Here is a 14,598-nt window from a genome sequence, read left to right as displayed (position 1 = left end):
TGCTCGCGTGCCGGGCGGCGCGGCCGGCCGGGCGGCCCGGACCGCGCGGCCGGCTACTCGGCGGTGGCACCGGAACGGCTGCGGGCGACGATCGAGGACGCGGCGAAGTTGACCACCAGCGTCATGAGGAACAGCGCGAGCCCCGCGGCCATCAGCGCGGACATCCCGAACGGGCTCGCCTCGCCGTACCGCAGCGCGATCAGTGACGACACCGAACTGGTGCCGCTCTGCAGGATGTGCGGCTGGATCGCGAACACCGGGGAGATCACCAGGTAGACGCCGATCGTCTCGCCCAGCGCGCGGCCGAGGCCGAGCATGGTGCCGCCGATCATGCCGCCGGTGCCGAACGGCAGGACCACCGAGCGGATCATCCCCCAGCGGGTGGCGCCCAGCGCGTACGCGCCCTCGCGCTCGCCGACCGGGGCCTGCGAGAAGACCTCGCGGATCACCGAGCAGATGATCGGCGTCACCATCATCGCCACCACGATCCCCGCGATGAACGTGGACGCGGTGTAGACGGTGGCGGTGGCCAGCGGGTCGTGCGGGTCGGCGCCGTCGACCTTGAACAGCGGGAACCAGCCGAGGTACGTCGACAGCCACCGGGACAGGCCGATCACCTTGCCCTGCAGGAAGAACAGCCCCCACAGCCCGTAGACCACCGACGGCACCGCCGCCATCAGGTCGACCACGCTGACCAGGGTGCGGCGCAGCCGGGCCGGCGCGTACTCGGCGATGTACAGCGCGGTGCCGATCGCCAGCGGCACCGAGATCACCACGGCCACCGCGGCGATCAGCACGGTGCCGGTGAGCACCGCGGCGATCCCGAAGTGGCCGGCGTCCGGGTCCCACGCGGCGGTGGTCAGGAAGCTGAACTCGGCCCGGCGCAGCGCCTGCCAGGCCCGGTACAGCAGGAAGCCGCCGACCAGCAGCATCACCGCGAGCACCAGCCCGCCGCCGCCGCGGGCGACGCCCCGGAACAGCCGGTCGGGCAGGCCGGAGTCGGCGTGCAGCCGGCGGGCCCGGTCCTCGGCGCCGTCCGGCCCGGCCGGTCGAGCCTGCGTTCGTATCGTCACCGCACGAACGCTCACGGTGTGCCATGGCCGGGCCCGCACGGATGTGTGAACGACAGCACCCGTAGGGGCAACTTCCGTTCACCTGCGTTCGACCCCGGCCGGCCGCCGCCCCGCCCCGCCGGCCGGCCGACTCAGTGCACGTCGCCCCACGGCACGGACTCGACGGTGCCCAGGCCGACCAGCAGCACCCGGAACCGGTCGTACGCGGCCTGGCAGGTGGAGTGGCGCTCGTACGCCCGCGCGGACACCGCCCGCAGGTGCCCGTCACGGTCCCTTAATCGCCAGACCCAGCCGTTGGACTCCGCCGCGTGCTGCACGCTGCCGGTGAGCAGCGCGGCCTGCTCGCACAGCGCCTCGAACGCCGCCCGGCACGCCCGGTCGTCCGGATGGCTGGTGGCGCCGTGCGCGATCACCCGCCCGTTGTTGGCGGTCAGCCGCCACGCGTACCGACCGTCCTCGTCGATGTCGATCCGGCACCGGGTTCCGATGCCACCGACCCCGAATTCCCGGCTGTCGCCGGTCATCGCCCCACCCGCCCCTGTCGGCTCCCCCCGCCCCTGCACCTCACGCACGGCACGGGCCGCACGCAGCACCGCGCACGGCACCGGCAATGTATTTGCGAAAGGTTGACTCAGTGGGGCTTCACAGGATCACCGCGGGATACTTCACCGCGAAGTTGCCCCTCGTTCACGGACCGTAAGGCCCGCACGGTAGGGGCTTTCCGGCCGGGGGCGCCTCGCCTTCCAGGGGCGGCCGGACCTCGGCCGGCGGCTCAGCGGGCGACTCAGCCGGTGACGGCGAGGACGATCAGCACGACCGCGCCAGCCACCGAGGGCGCGATGATCTCGTAGCACCAGCGGATCACCGGGTTCGGACGGTCGTCGTCCTTCACCGGGTGCCGGTCGGCCAGCTCGCGCAGCTCGTTCACCGCCCGGTCGGACGGCGCGCGGAAGGTGCCGTCGGCGCCGGGCTGACCGGGGTGGCGGCGCGGGATCACGCTGACCGACTCACGCGGGTCGCCGGACTGCGCCCGGGCGGTCTGCCGGGCCGCGCTCTTGCGGGCCCGCACCGACACCGGGATCGCCCACATCTGGAACTTGCGGCCACCGGCCAGCAGCTCGGTCGAGTACGCCGAGCGGATGCCGTCCACGCCGGACCACGGGACCGTGATGGTACGGAACGGGTTGCGCACCCGGACCCGGTCGTCGTTCGCGTAGACCACCGGGCGGAGGCTGAACGCGATGATCAGCGGCACCGCGCAGAGCAGGGCGGCCAGCGCCAGCCACGGGGTGTGGCCGGTGCCGCGCGCGACCGCGTCGCCGCCGAGCCAGCCGGCGAGTACGAGGAGCAGCACACCGCCGACGACTCCGGCGACGGACCGGTAGGCCCGGTCGGCGTACTTCGGCTGCCCGTCTCCGGCGGTGGCCGTCCCCGAGCGGTCGTTCTTGGGACTCGTCATAAGTTCCGATTCTGCCTGATCCCCCCACCCCCCGTGCGAACGAGCGCGCCTGACCCCCCGGACTGCCCCGTTCTGTCGGCTCAGGGACCACCCCTGAGTGGTGGGCTGGTCGCGCAGTTCCCCGCGCCCCTTTGGGGTGGTTGCTCACCGCGTCCACAGTCGAGCAGGGTCGTGGCCGGTCGCGCAGTTCCCCGCGCCCCTGGGTAAGTGCGGCTTCCCACGTGCTTGCCCCGGGGGGACCCGCGGCATTGCCAGGGGCACTGGGCACCACCCAGGCGAAGCCCTGGGGGAGGAACTGCGCGACCGGCGACCCACCGGCCGAAGGTCCGGCACACCACAGCACCACGCACCCTCAGCGGCATCCCACTCACCCCGCAGAAGGTCCGCAATCCCGCAGCACCCACCCACAACAGCCGGACCCTCCCACCCCACAGAAGATCCGCGATCCCGCAGCACCACCCGCAACAGCCGGAATCCCCCCCACCCACAGAAGGTCCGGCACCCGGCCGGCACGGCCAGGGACCTTCGGTCCCGCCCGGCCGCCCGCAGGGACTGGCGGGGAGGTTACGCGCGTAGATATGGTGATGTGGTGACCATGTCCTCCGAAGTTCTCCCGCCCCCTTCAGACCTGCACGGCGTGACCTCCTCCCCCCAGGCCCTGCGCAGCTACCTGCACGGCCTGCCCGGCGTGGACGCCGTCGGCCTGGAAGCGCGGGCGGCAGCCCTGGGTACGCGTTCGATCAAGACGACCGCGAAGGCGTACGCGATCGACCTGGCGATCTCGATGATCGACCTGACCACCCTGGAAGGCGCGGACACCGCCGGAAAGGTCCGCGCCCTGTGCGCGAAGGGCGTGCGGCCCGACCCGACCGACCGCACCGCCCCGCGGGTCGCGGCGATCTGCGTCTACGGCGACATGGTCGGCGTCGCGAAGGACGCGCTGGCCGCGGCCGGCGGCCCGGAGGTGCACGTGGCCGCCGTGGCCACCGCCTTCCCCTCCGGCCGCGCCGCGCGCAGCGTGAAGCTCGCCGACACCGCGGAGGCGGTCGCCGCGGGCGCGGACGAGATCGACATGGTGATCGACCGCGGCGCGTTCCTGTCCGGCCGCTACCTGGACGTGTTCGAGGAGATCCAGGCGGTGAAGGCGGCCTGCGTCCGTGCCGACGGCACCCGCGCCCACCTGAAGGTGATCTTCGAGAACGGCGAGCTGTCCACGTACGACAACATCCGCCGCTGCTCGTGGCTGGCGATGCTGGCGGGCGCGGACTTCATCAAGACCTCCACCGGCAAGGTCGGGGTGAACGCCACTCCGCCGAACACCCTGGTGATGCTGGAGGCGGTCCGCGACTTCCGCCGGGCCACCGGCGTCCAGGTCGGGGTGAAGCCGGCCGGCGGCATCCGTACCGCGAAGGACGCGGTGAAGTACCTGGTGATGGTGAACGAGACCCTCGGCGACGACTGGCTGTCGCCGGAGTGGTTCCGGTTCGGCGCCTCCAGCCTCCTCAACGACCTGCTGATGCAGCGGCAGAAGCTCAGCACCGGCCGGTACTCCGGTCCCGACTACGTCACGGTGGACTGATCCCTCATGGCACACCAGAAGTTCGCGTACGCGCCCGCGCCGGAGTCCCGCGCGGTCGTCGACCTCGCGCCCTCGTACGGGCTGTTCATCGACGGCGAGTTCGCCGAGGCCGCCGACGGCCGGGTCTTCAAGTCGGTCTCGCCCTCCACCGAGGAGGTGCTCGCCGAGGTCGCGCACGCCGGCGAGGCCGACGTCGACCGTGCGGTGCGGGCCGCGCGCAAGGCGTTCGGCACGTGGTCGGCGCTGCCGGGCGCCGAGCGCGGCAAGTACCTGTTCCGGATCGCCCGCATCCTCCAGGAGCGCTCGCGGGAACTGGCGGTGCTGGAGACGCTGGACAACGGCAAGCCGATCCGCGAGACCCGCGACGTGGACCTGCCGCTGGTCGCCGCGCACTTCTTCTACTACGCGGGGTGGGCGGACAAGCTGGCGTACGCCGGCTGCGGTCCCGACCCGCGGCCGCTGGGCGTGGCCGGGCAGGTCATCCCGTGGAACTTCCCGCTGCTGATGCTCGCCTGGAAGGTCGCGCCGGCGCTGGCCGCGGGCAACACCGTGGTGCTCAAGCCCGCCGAGACCACCCCGCTGAGCGCACTGTTCTTCGCGGACGTGTGCCGCCAGGCCGGCCTGCCGCGCGGGGTCGTCAACATCCTCACCGGTTACGGCGACGCGGGCGCGGCGCTGGTCGCCCACGAGGGCGTGGACAAGGTGGCCTTCACCGGGTCGACGGAGGTCGGCAAGGCGATCGCCCGTACGGTCGCGGGCAGCCGGAAGAAGGTCACCCTGGAGCTGGGCGGCAAGGCGGCGAACATCGTGTTCGACGACGCCCCGGTCGACCAGGCCGTCGAGGGCATCGTCAACGGGATCTTCTTCAACCAGGGCCATGTGTGCTGCGCCGGGTCGCGGCTGCTGGTCCAGGAGTCGGTGCAGGAGGAGGTGCTGGACGCGCTGAAGCGGCGGATGAGCACCCTGCGGGTCGGCGACCCGCTGGACAAGAACACGGACATCGGGGCGATCAACTCCGCGGAGCAGCTCGCCCGGATCACCGCGCTCGCCGAGGCGGGCGAGGCGGAGGGCGCGCAGCGGTGGGCACCGCGGTGCGAACTGCCCGAGTCCGGTTACTGGTTCGCGCCGACCCTGTTCACCGGGGTGACCCAGGCGCACCGGATCGCCCGGGAGGAGATCTTCGGCCCGGTGCTGTCGGTGCTGACCTTCCGCACACCCGCCGAGGCCGTGGAGAAGGCGAACAACACCCCGTACGGGCTGTCCGCGGGGATCTGGACCGAGAAGGGCTCGCGCATCCTGTCGATGGCGAGCAAGCTGCGGGCGGGGGTGGTGTGGGCGAACACGTTCAACAAGTTCGACCCGACCTCGCCGTTCGGCGGTTACAAGGAGTCCGGCTACGGCCGGGAGGGCGGCCGGCACGGCCTGGCGGCGTATCTCGCCGAGCCGGGCGAGTCGACGAGCGGGCGTGGCGAGGAAGTAGGGGAACTCGACCGATGACGGTGTCCGAGCGTTCTGAAGGCGCGGCGCGGCTGAGCGTCTTCAAGACCTACAAGCTGTACGTCGGGGGCAAGTTCCCCCGCTCCGAGAGCGGCCGGGTGTACGAGGTGACGGACTCCAAGGGTGGCCGGGGCGGCGGGGCGTGGCTGGCGAACGCGCCGCTCGCCTCCCGCAAGGACGCGCGGGACGCGGTGGTCGCCGCGCGCAAGGCGGTCGCGGGCTGGTCGGGCGCGACCGCGTACAACCGCGGGCAGGTGCTGTACCGCGTCGCGGAGATGCTGGAGGGGCGGCGGGAGCAGTACGTCCGCGAGGTCGCCGACGCCGAGGGGCTGTCCAAGGCGAAGGCGGCGGCCGTGGTGGACGCGGCGGTGGACCGCTGGGTCTGGTACGCGGGCTGGACGGACAAGATCGCTCAGGTGGTAGGGGGTGCCAACCCGGTTGCCGGTCCTTACTTCAACCTGTCCACACCCGAGCCGACGGGCGTGGTCGCCGTGCTGGCCCCCCAGGACTCCTCGCTGCTCGGGCTGGTCTCGGTGCTCGCCCCGGTGATCGCCACCGGCAACACCGCGGTCGTGGTCGCCGCCGAGCACGCGCCCCTGCCCGCGCTCTCCCTCGGCGAGGTCCTCGCGACCTCCGACGTCCCTGCGGGTGTCGTCAACATCCTCTCCGGCCGCACCGCCGAGATCGCCGCTCCCCTCGCCGCCCACCAGGACGTCAACGCGATCGACCTCACCGGCGCTTCCCCCGAACTCGCCGCCGAACTGGAGGCCGCCGCGGCCGACAACCTCAAGCGCGTCCGCCGCCCTTCCCCCACCGAGGACTGGACCGCCGACCCGGGCACCTCCCGCCTGACCGCCTGGCTGGAGACCAAGACGGTCTGGCACCCCATGGGGGTGTGACACCTCAGGTTCCGCCCGTGCGGGTCCCTTCGGGCTCGGCAGGACGGCGCCGTGCTTGCCGCGGCGTCAGTGCGTGACGGCTCCGGTGAGGGGGCCGAAGAGGGGGAGAGTGCCCAGGGAGCCGCCGTTGGTGAGGGGGGCGGTGGCGTCGGTGGTGGAGACGGGGCGGAAGTCGGCGACCTGGGAGCCGACTCCGTTGGTGAGCGGGTCGACCGTGGTGTTGTTGAGCGGGTCCAGCTTGAGGTCGCGGACGGGGGCGACGCCGTCGGCGAGGGCGCCGGTCACGGACTGGGTGGGCAGCGCGGAGGTGATCCCGGAGGTGGGCAGCGTGCCGGTGGCGCCCTGGAGGTCGGGCAGCGTCGCCGGGGCGTCCGCGGCGACGGCGGTGGCCGCGGGTACGGCGACCGCGGCCGCCGCGGCGGTCAGCGTGAGGACGAGGGCGGTGCGCAGCGAGGGCATGGAACGGGCTCCTGTCGACGTAGTGGTTGCTGTCGCAGCGTAACGCAATGACCGCGAACGGTAGTTGTCATACCGCGGGTCATCCCTCCGGGCAGGGTTGCGGGAGAATCGTTGTCCGTGAGTCCACCTCCCCGTTCCCGTGTGATCCTGCTGGCCGGGCCGTCCGGCTCGGGCAAGTCCTCGCTCTCCGCCCGCACCGGGCTGCCGGTGCTCGCGCTCGACGACTTCTACAAGGAGGACGGCGACCCGACCCTCCCGCTGCTGCCCGGCGGCGGCGCGGTCGACTGGGACGCGCCGGGCTCCTGGCACGCGGACGCCGCCGTCGCCGCGATCGGCGAGCTGTGCGAACGCGGCAGCGCCGACACCCCGCGCTACGACATCTCGGCCAGCGCGATCAGCGGATGGAGCCGGCTGGACCTCGCCGGGGCGCCCCACTTCGTCGCCGAGGGCATCTTCGCGGCCGAGATCGTCGGGCGCTGCCGCGAACTCGGGCTGCTGGCCGACGCGATCTGCCTGCGCGGCAGTCCCGCGACGACCGCGTGGCGCCGCTTCCTGCGCGACCTGCGCGAGGGGCGCAAGTCGGTACGGTTCCTGGTCCGGCGCGGCTGGCACCTCTTCCGCGCGGAGCGCGCGATCGTGGGGCGCCAGGTCGGGTTCGGCTGCACGCCGTGCGACCAGCGCGAAACCCTCTCCCGTATCGCCGCGATGGGCTCCGCCCGGCCCGCCCGCACCACCACCACGGCGCCGTCCGTCCCCACCTGACCGCTCCCCGGGGTCACCCGCGGGCCACCCGGGAGTCAGGGGCGCCGCACGCACGGGTAAGGGCCGGACGGCACCCCTCCGTGCCGTCCGGCCCAGTCCCCCGTGTCCCCCCGGACTATGCGACGAGCTCCCCGAAAGCGTCCTCCTCGCTGTGCCCGAAGCTCAGCGCCTCGTCCTCACGCATGCGCCGCAGCGACCGCCAGATGCTGCTCTTCACGGTGCCGACGCTGATGTTGAGGATGTCCGCGATCTCCGGGTCGGTACGCCCCTCGTAGTAACGCAGCACCAGCATGGTGCGCTGCTGCTCGGGCAGCCGCGCGAGCGCCTGCCACAGCACGGCCCGCAGCTCGGTCCCGCCCATCTCGTCGGTGTCGCCGACCGTCTCGGGCAGCTCCTCCGTCGGGTACTCGTTGAGCTTGCGCCGCCGCCACGCGCTGATGTGCAGGTTGGTCATGGTGCGCCGCAGGTACCCGCCGACGGCCGCCTTGTCGCTGATCCGGTCCCAGGCGCGGTACGTGGAGAACAGCGCGCTCTGGAGCAGGTCCTCGGCGGCGAAACGGTCACCGGTGAGGTGGTAGGCGGTGGCGTAGAGAGAGGCCCGGCGCTCCTGCACGTATGCGGTGAACGCGGCCTCCGCCTCGGCGGAGTGTGCCGTACCGGCCTGCGCCGGCACCCGCTCCGCGCCGGGCGCGGTGGCGGTGTCGGTGGGCTCCGCCGGGTCGACCGGCGCGATGTGCGCGGGGCGCGGGCGGGGCGCCTGGTAGGTGGTCGCGCGTCCGGTGCTGCGAACGTACCCCCGTCCGCTCGCAGCACCGGACATCTCCGTGGCCCGGAACCCGGGGTGCGCGTGCGCGGTGTGAACTGCGGTTGTGGTGGTGCTGTGCAGTGCGTTCATCATCGCGCCCCCGTTGGTGGAACCTGCCACGTGGTCTTCGGCGTCGAAGCCTTTGTGGCGTCGCGTTCTTCCGATGGGCATAAGACTGCCGGGCCAGTTTCATCGGGCTGTCCGCCGAGTGTCACAGGCCCGTCACAGAGGCTCCTGCGAAGTGGCTGGGCGGACCCGCCCGGGGGTCGGTCCTGTCGGTTGAGGGACCACCTGCCGTTGGGGGGGTTACGCGCTGGGGGCACCCCCTCTGGGGGAGTTCCCCGCGCCCCTGGGTAGGTGCGGGACCTCCCGGACCACCTGTCCCGGTGCCGCTCGGTGGGCTCGACTGACGACGGTGTTCAACCGAGAAACGGGGCACCGTCTGCAACGAGAGCACAACCATGCCGCGAGACCCCTTCCCGCTCACCTGCCCGGGTAGGCAACAATGGCGCCCGTGCCTTTCCTGTTGCTGATCGAGGATGACGACGCCATCCGTACGGGTCTCGAACTCGGCCTGTCCCGTCAGGGTCACCGCGTGGTGGCCGCTGCGACGGGCGAGGACGGGCTGAGACTGCTCAAGGAGCAGCGCCCTGACCTGATCGTGTTGGACGTGATGCTGCCCGGGATCGACGGCTTCGAGGTGTGCCGGCGTATCCGGCGCACCGACCAGTTGCCGATCATCCTGCTCACCGCGCGCAGCGACGACATCGACGTGGTGGTGGGCCTGGAGTCCGGCGCCGACGACTACGTGATCAAGCCCGTGCAGCCGCGCGTGCTGGACGCGCGTATCCGCGCGGTGCTGCGGCGCGGCGAGCGCGACAGCACCGACTCGGCCGCGTTCGGCGCGATCGTGATCGACCGCAGCGCGATGACCGTCACCAAGGACGGCCAGGACCTGCAGCTCACGCCGACCGAGCTGCGGTTGCTGCTGGAGCTGAGCCGGCGGCCGGGCCAGGCGCTGTCGCGGCAGCAGTTGCTGCGGCTGGTCTGGGAGCACGACTACCTCGGCGACTCGCGGCTGGTGGACGCCTGCGTGCAGCGGCTACGCGCGAAGATCGAGGACGTACCGTCGTCGCCGACCCTGATCCGTACCGTCCGTGGTGTCGGCTACCGCCTGGACACGCCTCAGTGAGCCGTGCCCAAGGCAGCCCGTTCTGGCTGTTGCGCTGGACCAGCCTGCGGCTGCGGCTGATCGCGGTGTTCGCGCTCGTGGCGCTGACCGCGGCGGTGTCGGTGTCGGGCATCGCGTACTGGCTCAACCGCGACGCGGTGCTGACGCGGGCGCAGAACAGCGCGCTCGACGACTTCCGCGACTCGTTGCAGCGCAACGCCGCCTCGTTGCCGGTGCAGCCGACCTGCGAGTCGCTGGGCATGGCAGCGAACCGGATCGGCGGCCCGGACACGTATCAGGTCATCCTGATCGACGCCTCGGCCGACGGGCGGTGCGCGGAGCAGTCGGACGGGAGCACGTTCTCGATGGACGACGTGCCCGCGTCGCTGGTGCGGGCGGTGAACACCAAGCACACGAAGGACGACGACCGCTACCACCTGCACTGGGAACGGATCTCGCTGGAGGACCACCCCTACCTGGTGGCAGGCGCGCGGATCAACGACGACGGCCCGACCGGCTACATGCTCAAGTCCCTGGACGCCGAGCGCAAGGACCTCAACTCGCTCGCATGGTCGCTGGGCATCGCCACGCTGCTCGCCCTGATCGGCGCGGCCCTGCTGGCGCAGGCGGCCGGCTCCGCGGTGCTGCGACCGGTGCGGCGGCTGGGCGAGGCCGCCAAGCGGCTCGGCGAGGGGCAGCTGGACACCCGGCTGAAGGTGTCGGGCACCGACGAACTCGCCGAGATGTCGCGGACCTTCAACAACGCCGCCGAGCAGCTGGAGGGCCGGGTCGAGGAGTTGCGGGCCCGCGAGGCCGCCAGCCGCCGCTTCGTGGCCGACATGTCGCACGAGCTGCGCACCCCGCTGACCGCCATCACCGCGGTCACCGACGTGCTGGAGGACGAGGCGGACGCGCTGGACCCGATGATCGCCCCGGCGGTACGGCTGGTGGTCAGCGAGACCCGGCGGCTGAACGAACTGGTGGAGACGTTGATGGAGGTCACCCGGTTCGACGCCGGGACGGCGAAGCTGCGGGTCGACGAGGTCGACGTCGCCGACATGATCATGGCGTGCATGGACGCGCGAGCCTGGCTGGACTCCGTGGAACTGGACGCGCCGCGCGGGCTGCTGGCCACCATCGACCCGCGCCGGCTCGACGTGATCATGGCGAACCTGATCGGCAACGCGCTCAAGCACGGCGGTTCCCCGGTACGGGTCACCCTGCGCCGGGAGGGCGGCGAGGACGGCGAGATCGTGATCGTGGTCTCCGACCGCGGCCCCGGCATCCCCGAGGACGTGCTGCCGCACGTCTTCGACCGTTTCTACAAGGCCGACGCCTCCCGGGCCCGCTCCGAGGGCAGCGGCCTGGGCCTGTCCATCGCGATGGAGAACGCCCACATCCACGGCGGCGACATCACGGCCGCCAACGGCTCGCACGGCGGCGCCGTGTTCACGCTGCGCATGCCGGTACGGCCGCGGGCGGACGAGGGCGAGGACGGCGCGGAGGGCGCGGGCGGCGGTGGGCGCGGCCCGAGCGGCGCCACCGAGGCGAGCCGGGCGGGCGGCGGGAACAGCGGGAGCGACGGACCCGCGGGGACCGGAACCGCCGGCTCGGCCGGCAGGAACGGCGCGGGTGACCGCGCGGGCGGCACCGACGGGCCGGCGGGGAGCGCGTGATGACGGCGAGGAACGCTCCGGCGGGCGCCACACGGCCCGGCGGGCGGCGGGTGCGCCCCGGTGGCCGGATACGCACCCCGCGTGGGTCCGTGGCCGTTCTGGCGGCTTCGTGCGCCGCGCTGACCGCGCTGGCCGGGTGCGGCATCCGCACCACCACCGTGCCGGTGGACGACGGCCCCGCGCCCTCCCGGGTGGCCTGCGCGCCGCCCAAGGCGCCCGCCACCCCCGGACCGGACGCGATGGCCGAGAAGATCTACCTGGTCTGCAACACCCAGGTCACACCGGTCAGCCGCAGCGTCGAAGTGCGCGACGGCCGGATCGAGCGCTTCAACGAGGTCAGGTTGCTCCTCGCCCAGCTCCAGATCAGCCCGCGCACCGCCGAGAGCAAGGCCGGGTTCTCCACGGCGGTGCCCGGCACCCTTGAGGTCTTCGCGACCGGGCAGGGCGACCACAAGGACGCGCTGCTGCTCAACGACCGGCCGCAGGACCTGCCGTCCTTCGCGCTCGCCCAGATCGTCTGCACGCTGGCCGCCGATCCGCTGATCTCGCCCGGCGGTTCGGTGGTCCTCGGCGGCCCCGGGCCGGACAGCAAGCTGCGCTCGTACACGTGCACGCCGGATCTGCGCACCCGCTCCGACGCGGCGGACAGCGCGGGCACGCCCGTCAGTTGACCGCCCGGCGCGGGGCGGCGGGGCGTCGCCCGCCGGGCCCGGGAGCACCTTGTGATCGGGATCACGCAGGTGAAAGGCGTGTCGCAGTAGCGGAACGGGAACCGGCACGCACGGCCCGTACGTCATCGAGAACGTGCGGCACGACGGCTTCGTCTTCAGGGTGCGCGCGGCCGGGCTGCTGCTCACCGCGGCGTATCTGGTGTTGATCGGGTGGCTGCTGCTGCGGCCGCATTACGTGGCCTGGGTGTCCGCGCCCAACCTGCGGCCGCTCGACACGATCCGCGACGACCTCGCGAGAGGCCCGGTCGAGGCCGCCCAGCGGCTCGGCGCGGGGCTCGGGTTGCTGGCGCCGCTCGGCGTCCTGCTGCCGATGGCCGGCGGGCGCGCGGAGGCGTCGGCGCTCGCGTCCTTCGTCCGAACGGTCTTCGCCGGTCTGATGGTGTCGATGCTGCTGGAGTTCTCCCAGACGATGGTTCCCGGGCAGATCTTCGACATCGACGCGCTGATCCTCAACACGGTGGGCGTCGCCGCGGCCCACCTGCTGGTCGTCCCCGCGGCCAGGCGCCGCCTCCTGCGCACGACCGAGCCGGCTCCCCCGGCCCGCGAGCCCGTGCCCGCGAGCGTGCCCTGACCGCCAGGGTCCGCTGACGGCGAAGGGGCACTGACGGCAAAGGCGCGCTGATCGCCAGGGTGCGCGCGAAGCCCTCGGAAAGCTCGGAAAGCACAGCGCTCCGCGCCCCCTGCCGGTGGCCGCCCTTCCGCGGAAGGACGGCCACGAACTCAGGAGCGCGGAGAGCGGCACGAGCGGCCACCGCCGGACGCGAGGTCCCGCAACCGGCGGACCGGGGTGCCCGGGAGGGTCAGGCACCCCGAGAAGCGGTCAGCTCCCGACCGGGAGCCCGCCGAGCAGGCCGGTGGCCGGGCCGAGCGAGTTGCCCGAGACGTGGTTGTTCGACGGCAGCAGGTTGCTCGCCGAACCCGTCGGCAGCGCTGTCGTCCCGTTGCTGAGCGCGGTCTGCGCACCGGACACCGTGGACGTGGCACCGGGCACCAGGTTGGCGGCCGAGCCGACCGGCGCGAGGGCGTCGCTCGACTGCACCAGGCCGGCGGCGGAGGCGGTACCGGCCGCGGCGGCGGTGACGGCCAGGCCGAGGGCGGCGGTCGTGAGGGTCTTCTTGGTGAGGGTCTGCATGACGACGGAACGTAGTCAGCGGAACGCATCGTGTGCAAGCGGCGTGGCGCGGCCGTGACCTTTTGGCGGGTCCACGCCGCGCCACCGCTCCGATCAGCCCCGCCCGGCGGCGGAACCGCTGGCCACGGGCGGTACGGCGACACCCGGTGCGAACAGCCACTCGGCCTTGAGTTCGGCGTATCCGGGCTTGATCACCTCGTTGATCATGGCGAGTCGTTCGTCAAAAGGGATGAACGCGGACTTCATCGCGTTGACGGTGAACCACTGCATGTCGTCGAAGGTGTATCCGAACGCCTCGATCAGGTGGGCGAATTCCTCGCTCATGCTGGTCCCGGACATCAGCCGGTTGTCGGTGTTGACCGTGACCCTGAAGTGCAACCGCCGCAGCAGCCCGATCGGGTGCTCCCGGTAGGAGGAGGCCGCGCCGGTCTGCAGGTTGGAGGTCGGGCACATCTCCAGCGGCACCCGCTTGTCGCGGACGTAGGAGGCGAGCCGGCCCAGGTGCACGCCGTCGTCGTCGACCGTGATGTCGTCGATGATCCGCACCCCGTGGCCGAGCCGGTCCGCGCCGCACCACTGGAGGGCCTGCCAGATCGACGGCAGGCCGAACGCCTCGCCGGCGTGGATGGTGAAGTGGTTGTTCTCGCGCTTGAGGTAGTCGAACGCGTCCAGGTGCCGGGTGGGCGGGAAGCCCGCCTCGGCGCCGGCGATGTCGAAGCCGACGACGCCCAGGTCCCGGTAGCGGTTGGCGAGTTCGGCGATCTCCTGCGAGCGGGCGGCGTGCCGCATCGCGGTCAGCAGGGCGCCGACCCTGATCCGGTTGCCTCCCCCGGAGCCTCCGGCCCGGGAGGTACCCCCATCGCGGGCGCGCCGCTCGCCTTCGCGGAAGCCCTCGTTGACCGCCTCGACGACCTCCTCCAGGGTGAGCCCGCCCTCCAGGTGCTGCTCGGGGGCGTACCGCACCTCGGCGTAGACCACGCCGTCGGCGGCCAGGTCCTCGGCGCACTCCGCGGCGACCCGGACCAGCGCGTCGCGGGTCTGCATCACCGCGCAGGTGTGCGTGAACGTCTCCAGATAGCGTTCCAGGGAGCCGGAGTCGGCCGCCTCGCGGAACCAACGGCCGAGCTTGTCCGGGTCGGTCTCGGGCAGCGCTCGGTATCCGGTCGCTCGCGCGATGTCCACGATCGTGCCGGGCCGCAGCCCGCCGTCGAGGTGGTCGTGGAGCAGGACTTTCGGGGCACGGCGGATCTGCTCCCCCGCGGGGAGGTTCGGTGTGGCGTTCTCCATGACCGAACGATAGCCCCTACGCGCGTAGATATCGTGTTCGGGCCAACTATTTTCCGCTTGGCCATCGA

At 72.5% G+C, this 14,598-nt stretch carries 15 protein-coding genes; 8 read left to right on the top strand and 7 right to left on the bottom strand.

Translation table 11 applies throughout. From position 1 onward, the window contains the following. Window positions 1-53 precede the first annotated feature (53 nt). The 3 genes from pstC to OG370_RS26405 form a co-directional block, all read right to left on the bottom strand. Entirely contained in the window at window positions 54-1,073 is a 1,020-nt protein-coding gene (gene pstC, locus OG370_RS26415) for a phosphate ABC transporter permease subunit PstC (protein WP_328468417.1), read from the bottom strand. Window positions 1,074-1,204: 131 nt separating this feature from the next. Continuing rightward, the gene (locus OG370_RS26410) at window positions 1,205-1,597 is read right to left on the bottom strand and encodes a DUF1508 domain-containing protein (RefSeq protein WP_328468415.1); all 393 of its coding nucleotides are present in this window, start codon (window positions 1,595-1,597) and stop codon (window positions 1,205-1,207) included. Between the two features lie 260 nt (window positions 1,598-1,857). Further along, complete coding sequence (locus tag OG370_RS26405) at window positions 1,858-2,532, bottom strand: PH domain-containing protein (protein ID WP_328468413.1); 675 nt, start codon at window positions 2,530-2,532, stop codon at window positions 1,858-1,860. 595 nt (window positions 2,533-3,127) lie between these two features. On the opposite strand from OG370_RS26405, the gene deoC reads away from it, so the two are divergent. Genes deoC through OG370_RS26390 form a run of 3 tightly spaced genes read left to right on the top strand, consistent with a single transcriptional unit; the run spans window position 3,128 to window position 6,507 of the window. Beyond that, complete coding sequence (gene deoC, locus OG370_RS26400) at window positions 3,128-4,111, top strand: deoxyribose-phosphate aldolase (protein WP_328468411.1); 984 nt, start codon at window positions 3,128-3,130, stop codon at window positions 4,109-4,111. 6 nt (window positions 4,112-4,117) lie between these two features. Then, window positions 4,118-5,608 (top strand): aldehyde dehydrogenase family protein, encoded by a 1,491-nt coding sequence (locus OG370_RS26395; protein ID WP_328468409.1) that lies wholly within the window; start codon window positions 4,118-4,120, stop codon window positions 5,606-5,608. Further along, entirely contained in the window at window positions 5,605-6,507 is a 903-nt protein-coding gene (locus tag OG370_RS26390; RefSeq protein WP_328468407.1) for an aldehyde dehydrogenase family protein, read from the top strand. The genes OG370_RS26395 and OG370_RS26390 overlap by 4 nt, the downstream gene beginning before the upstream one ends. A 66-nt stretch (window positions 6,508-6,573) precedes the next feature. Here the strand turns inward: OG370_RS26390 and OG370_RS26385 are convergent, their stop codons facing one another. Further along, entirely contained in the window at window positions 6,574-6,966 is a 393-nt protein-coding gene (locus tag OG370_RS26385) for a hypothetical protein (RefSeq protein ID WP_328468405.1), read from the bottom strand. Window positions 6,967-7,083: 117 nt separating this feature from the next. Here OG370_RS26385 and OG370_RS26380 point away from each other — a divergent pair, with 117 nt between their 5' ends. Beyond that, the gene (locus tag OG370_RS26380; RefSeq protein ID WP_443060745.1) at window positions 7,084-7,728 is read left to right on the top strand and encodes an ATP-binding protein; all 645 of its coding nucleotides are present in this window, start codon (window positions 7,084-7,086) and stop codon (window positions 7,726-7,728) included. Window positions 7,729-7,843: 115 nt separating this feature from the next. Here OG370_RS26380 and OG370_RS26375 read toward each other — a convergent pair whose 3' ends face one another. After that, the gene (locus tag OG370_RS26375) at window positions 7,844-8,623 is read right to left on the bottom strand and encodes a SigE family RNA polymerase sigma factor (protein WP_328474424.1); all 780 of its coding nucleotides are present in this window, start codon (window positions 8,621-8,623) and stop codon (window positions 7,844-7,846) included. Window positions 8,624-9,047: 424 nt separating this feature from the next. Here OG370_RS26375 and OG370_RS26370 point away from each other — a divergent pair, with 424 nt between their 5' ends. The 4 genes from OG370_RS26370 to OG370_RS26355 all read left to right on the top strand — a co-directional run bounded on the left by OG370_RS26370 (window position 9,048) and on the right by OG370_RS26355 (window position 12,682). Beyond that, window positions 9,048-9,725, top strand: a complete 678-nt coding sequence (locus OG370_RS26370) for a response regulator transcription factor (protein ID WP_328468401.1) — start codon at window positions 9,048-9,050, stop codon at window positions 9,723-9,725. After that, entirely contained in the window at window positions 9,722-11,380 is a 1,659-nt protein-coding gene (locus tag OG370_RS26365; RefSeq protein WP_328468399.1) for a HAMP domain-containing sensor histidine kinase, read from the top strand. The genes OG370_RS26370 and OG370_RS26365 overlap by 4 nt, the downstream gene beginning before the upstream one ends. Before the next feature lie 89 nt (window positions 11,381-11,469). Then, the gene (locus OG370_RS26360; RefSeq protein WP_328468397.1) at window positions 11,470-12,051 is read left to right on the top strand and encodes a hypothetical protein; all 582 of its coding nucleotides are present in this window, start codon (window positions 11,470-11,472) and stop codon (window positions 12,049-12,051) included. A 133-nt stretch (window positions 12,052-12,184) separates the two neighbouring features. Then, window positions 12,185-12,682, top strand: a complete 498-nt coding sequence (locus tag OG370_RS26355) for a VanZ family protein (RefSeq protein WP_328468395.1) — start codon at window positions 12,185-12,187, stop codon at window positions 12,680-12,682. Between the two features lie 249 nt (window positions 12,683-12,931). On the opposite strand, the gene OG370_RS26350 is transcribed toward OG370_RS26355, so the two are convergent. Both OG370_RS26350 and OG370_RS26345 read right to left on the bottom strand, forming a co-directional pair. Then, a complete protein-coding gene (locus tag OG370_RS26350) occupies window positions 12,932-13,243 on the bottom strand; it encodes an ATP-binding protein (RefSeq protein ID WP_328468393.1) in 312 nt (103 codons plus the stop codon). A 93-nt stretch (window positions 13,244-13,336) separates the two neighbouring features. After that, the gene (locus OG370_RS26345; RefSeq protein ID WP_328468391.1) at window positions 13,337-14,530 is read right to left on the bottom strand and encodes an adenosine deaminase; all 1,194 of its coding nucleotides are present in this window, start codon (window positions 14,528-14,530) and stop codon (window positions 13,337-13,339) included. Between the last annotated feature and the right edge of the window lie 68 nt (window positions 14,531-14,598).

The sequence above is a fragment of the Streptomyces sp. NBC_00448 genome, assembly GCF_036014115.1.
In the GTDB taxonomy this organism is placed as follows: domain Bacteria; phylum Actinomycetota; class Actinomycetes; order Streptomycetales; family Streptomycetaceae; genus Actinacidiphila.
Note: the sequence above shows the minus strand (reverse complement) of the source record. Positions and strands in the feature narration are given on the sequence as shown.

Coding starts and splice junctions, on each gene's coding strand:
- OG370_RS26410 (WP_328468415.1), bottom strand. CDS start 1,597: ATGACCGGCGACAGCCGGGAATTCGGGGTCGGTGGCATCGGAACCCGG.
- OG370_RS26405 (WP_328468413.1), bottom strand. CDS start 2,532: ATGACGAGTCCCAAGAACGACCGCTCGGGGACGGCCACCGCCGGAGAC.
- deoC (WP_328468411.1), top strand. CDS start 3,128: ATGTCCTCCGAAGTTCTCCCGCCCCCTTCAGACCTGCACGGCGTGACC.
- OG370_RS26395 (WP_328468409.1), top strand. CDS start 4,118: ATGGCACACCAGAAGTTCGCGTACGCGCCCGCGCCGGAGTCCCGCGCG.
- OG370_RS26390 (WP_328468407.1), top strand. CDS start 5,605: ATGACGGTGTCCGAGCGTTCTGAAGGCGCGGCGCGGCTGAGCGTCTTC.
- OG370_RS26385 (WP_328468405.1), bottom strand. CDS start 6,966: ATGCCCTCGCTGCGCACCGCCCTCGTCCTCACGCTGACCGCCGCGGCG.
- OG370_RS26375 (WP_328474424.1), bottom strand. CDS start 8,623: ATGAACGCACTGCACAGCACCACCACAACCGCAGTTCACACCGCGCAC.
- OG370_RS26350 (WP_328468393.1), bottom strand. CDS start 13,243: ATGCAGACCCTCACCAAGAAGACCCTCACGACCGCCGCCCTCGGCCTG.
- OG370_RS26345 (WP_328468391.1), bottom strand. CDS start 14,530: ATGGAGAACGCCACACCGAACCTCCCCGCGGGGGAGCAGATCCGCCGT.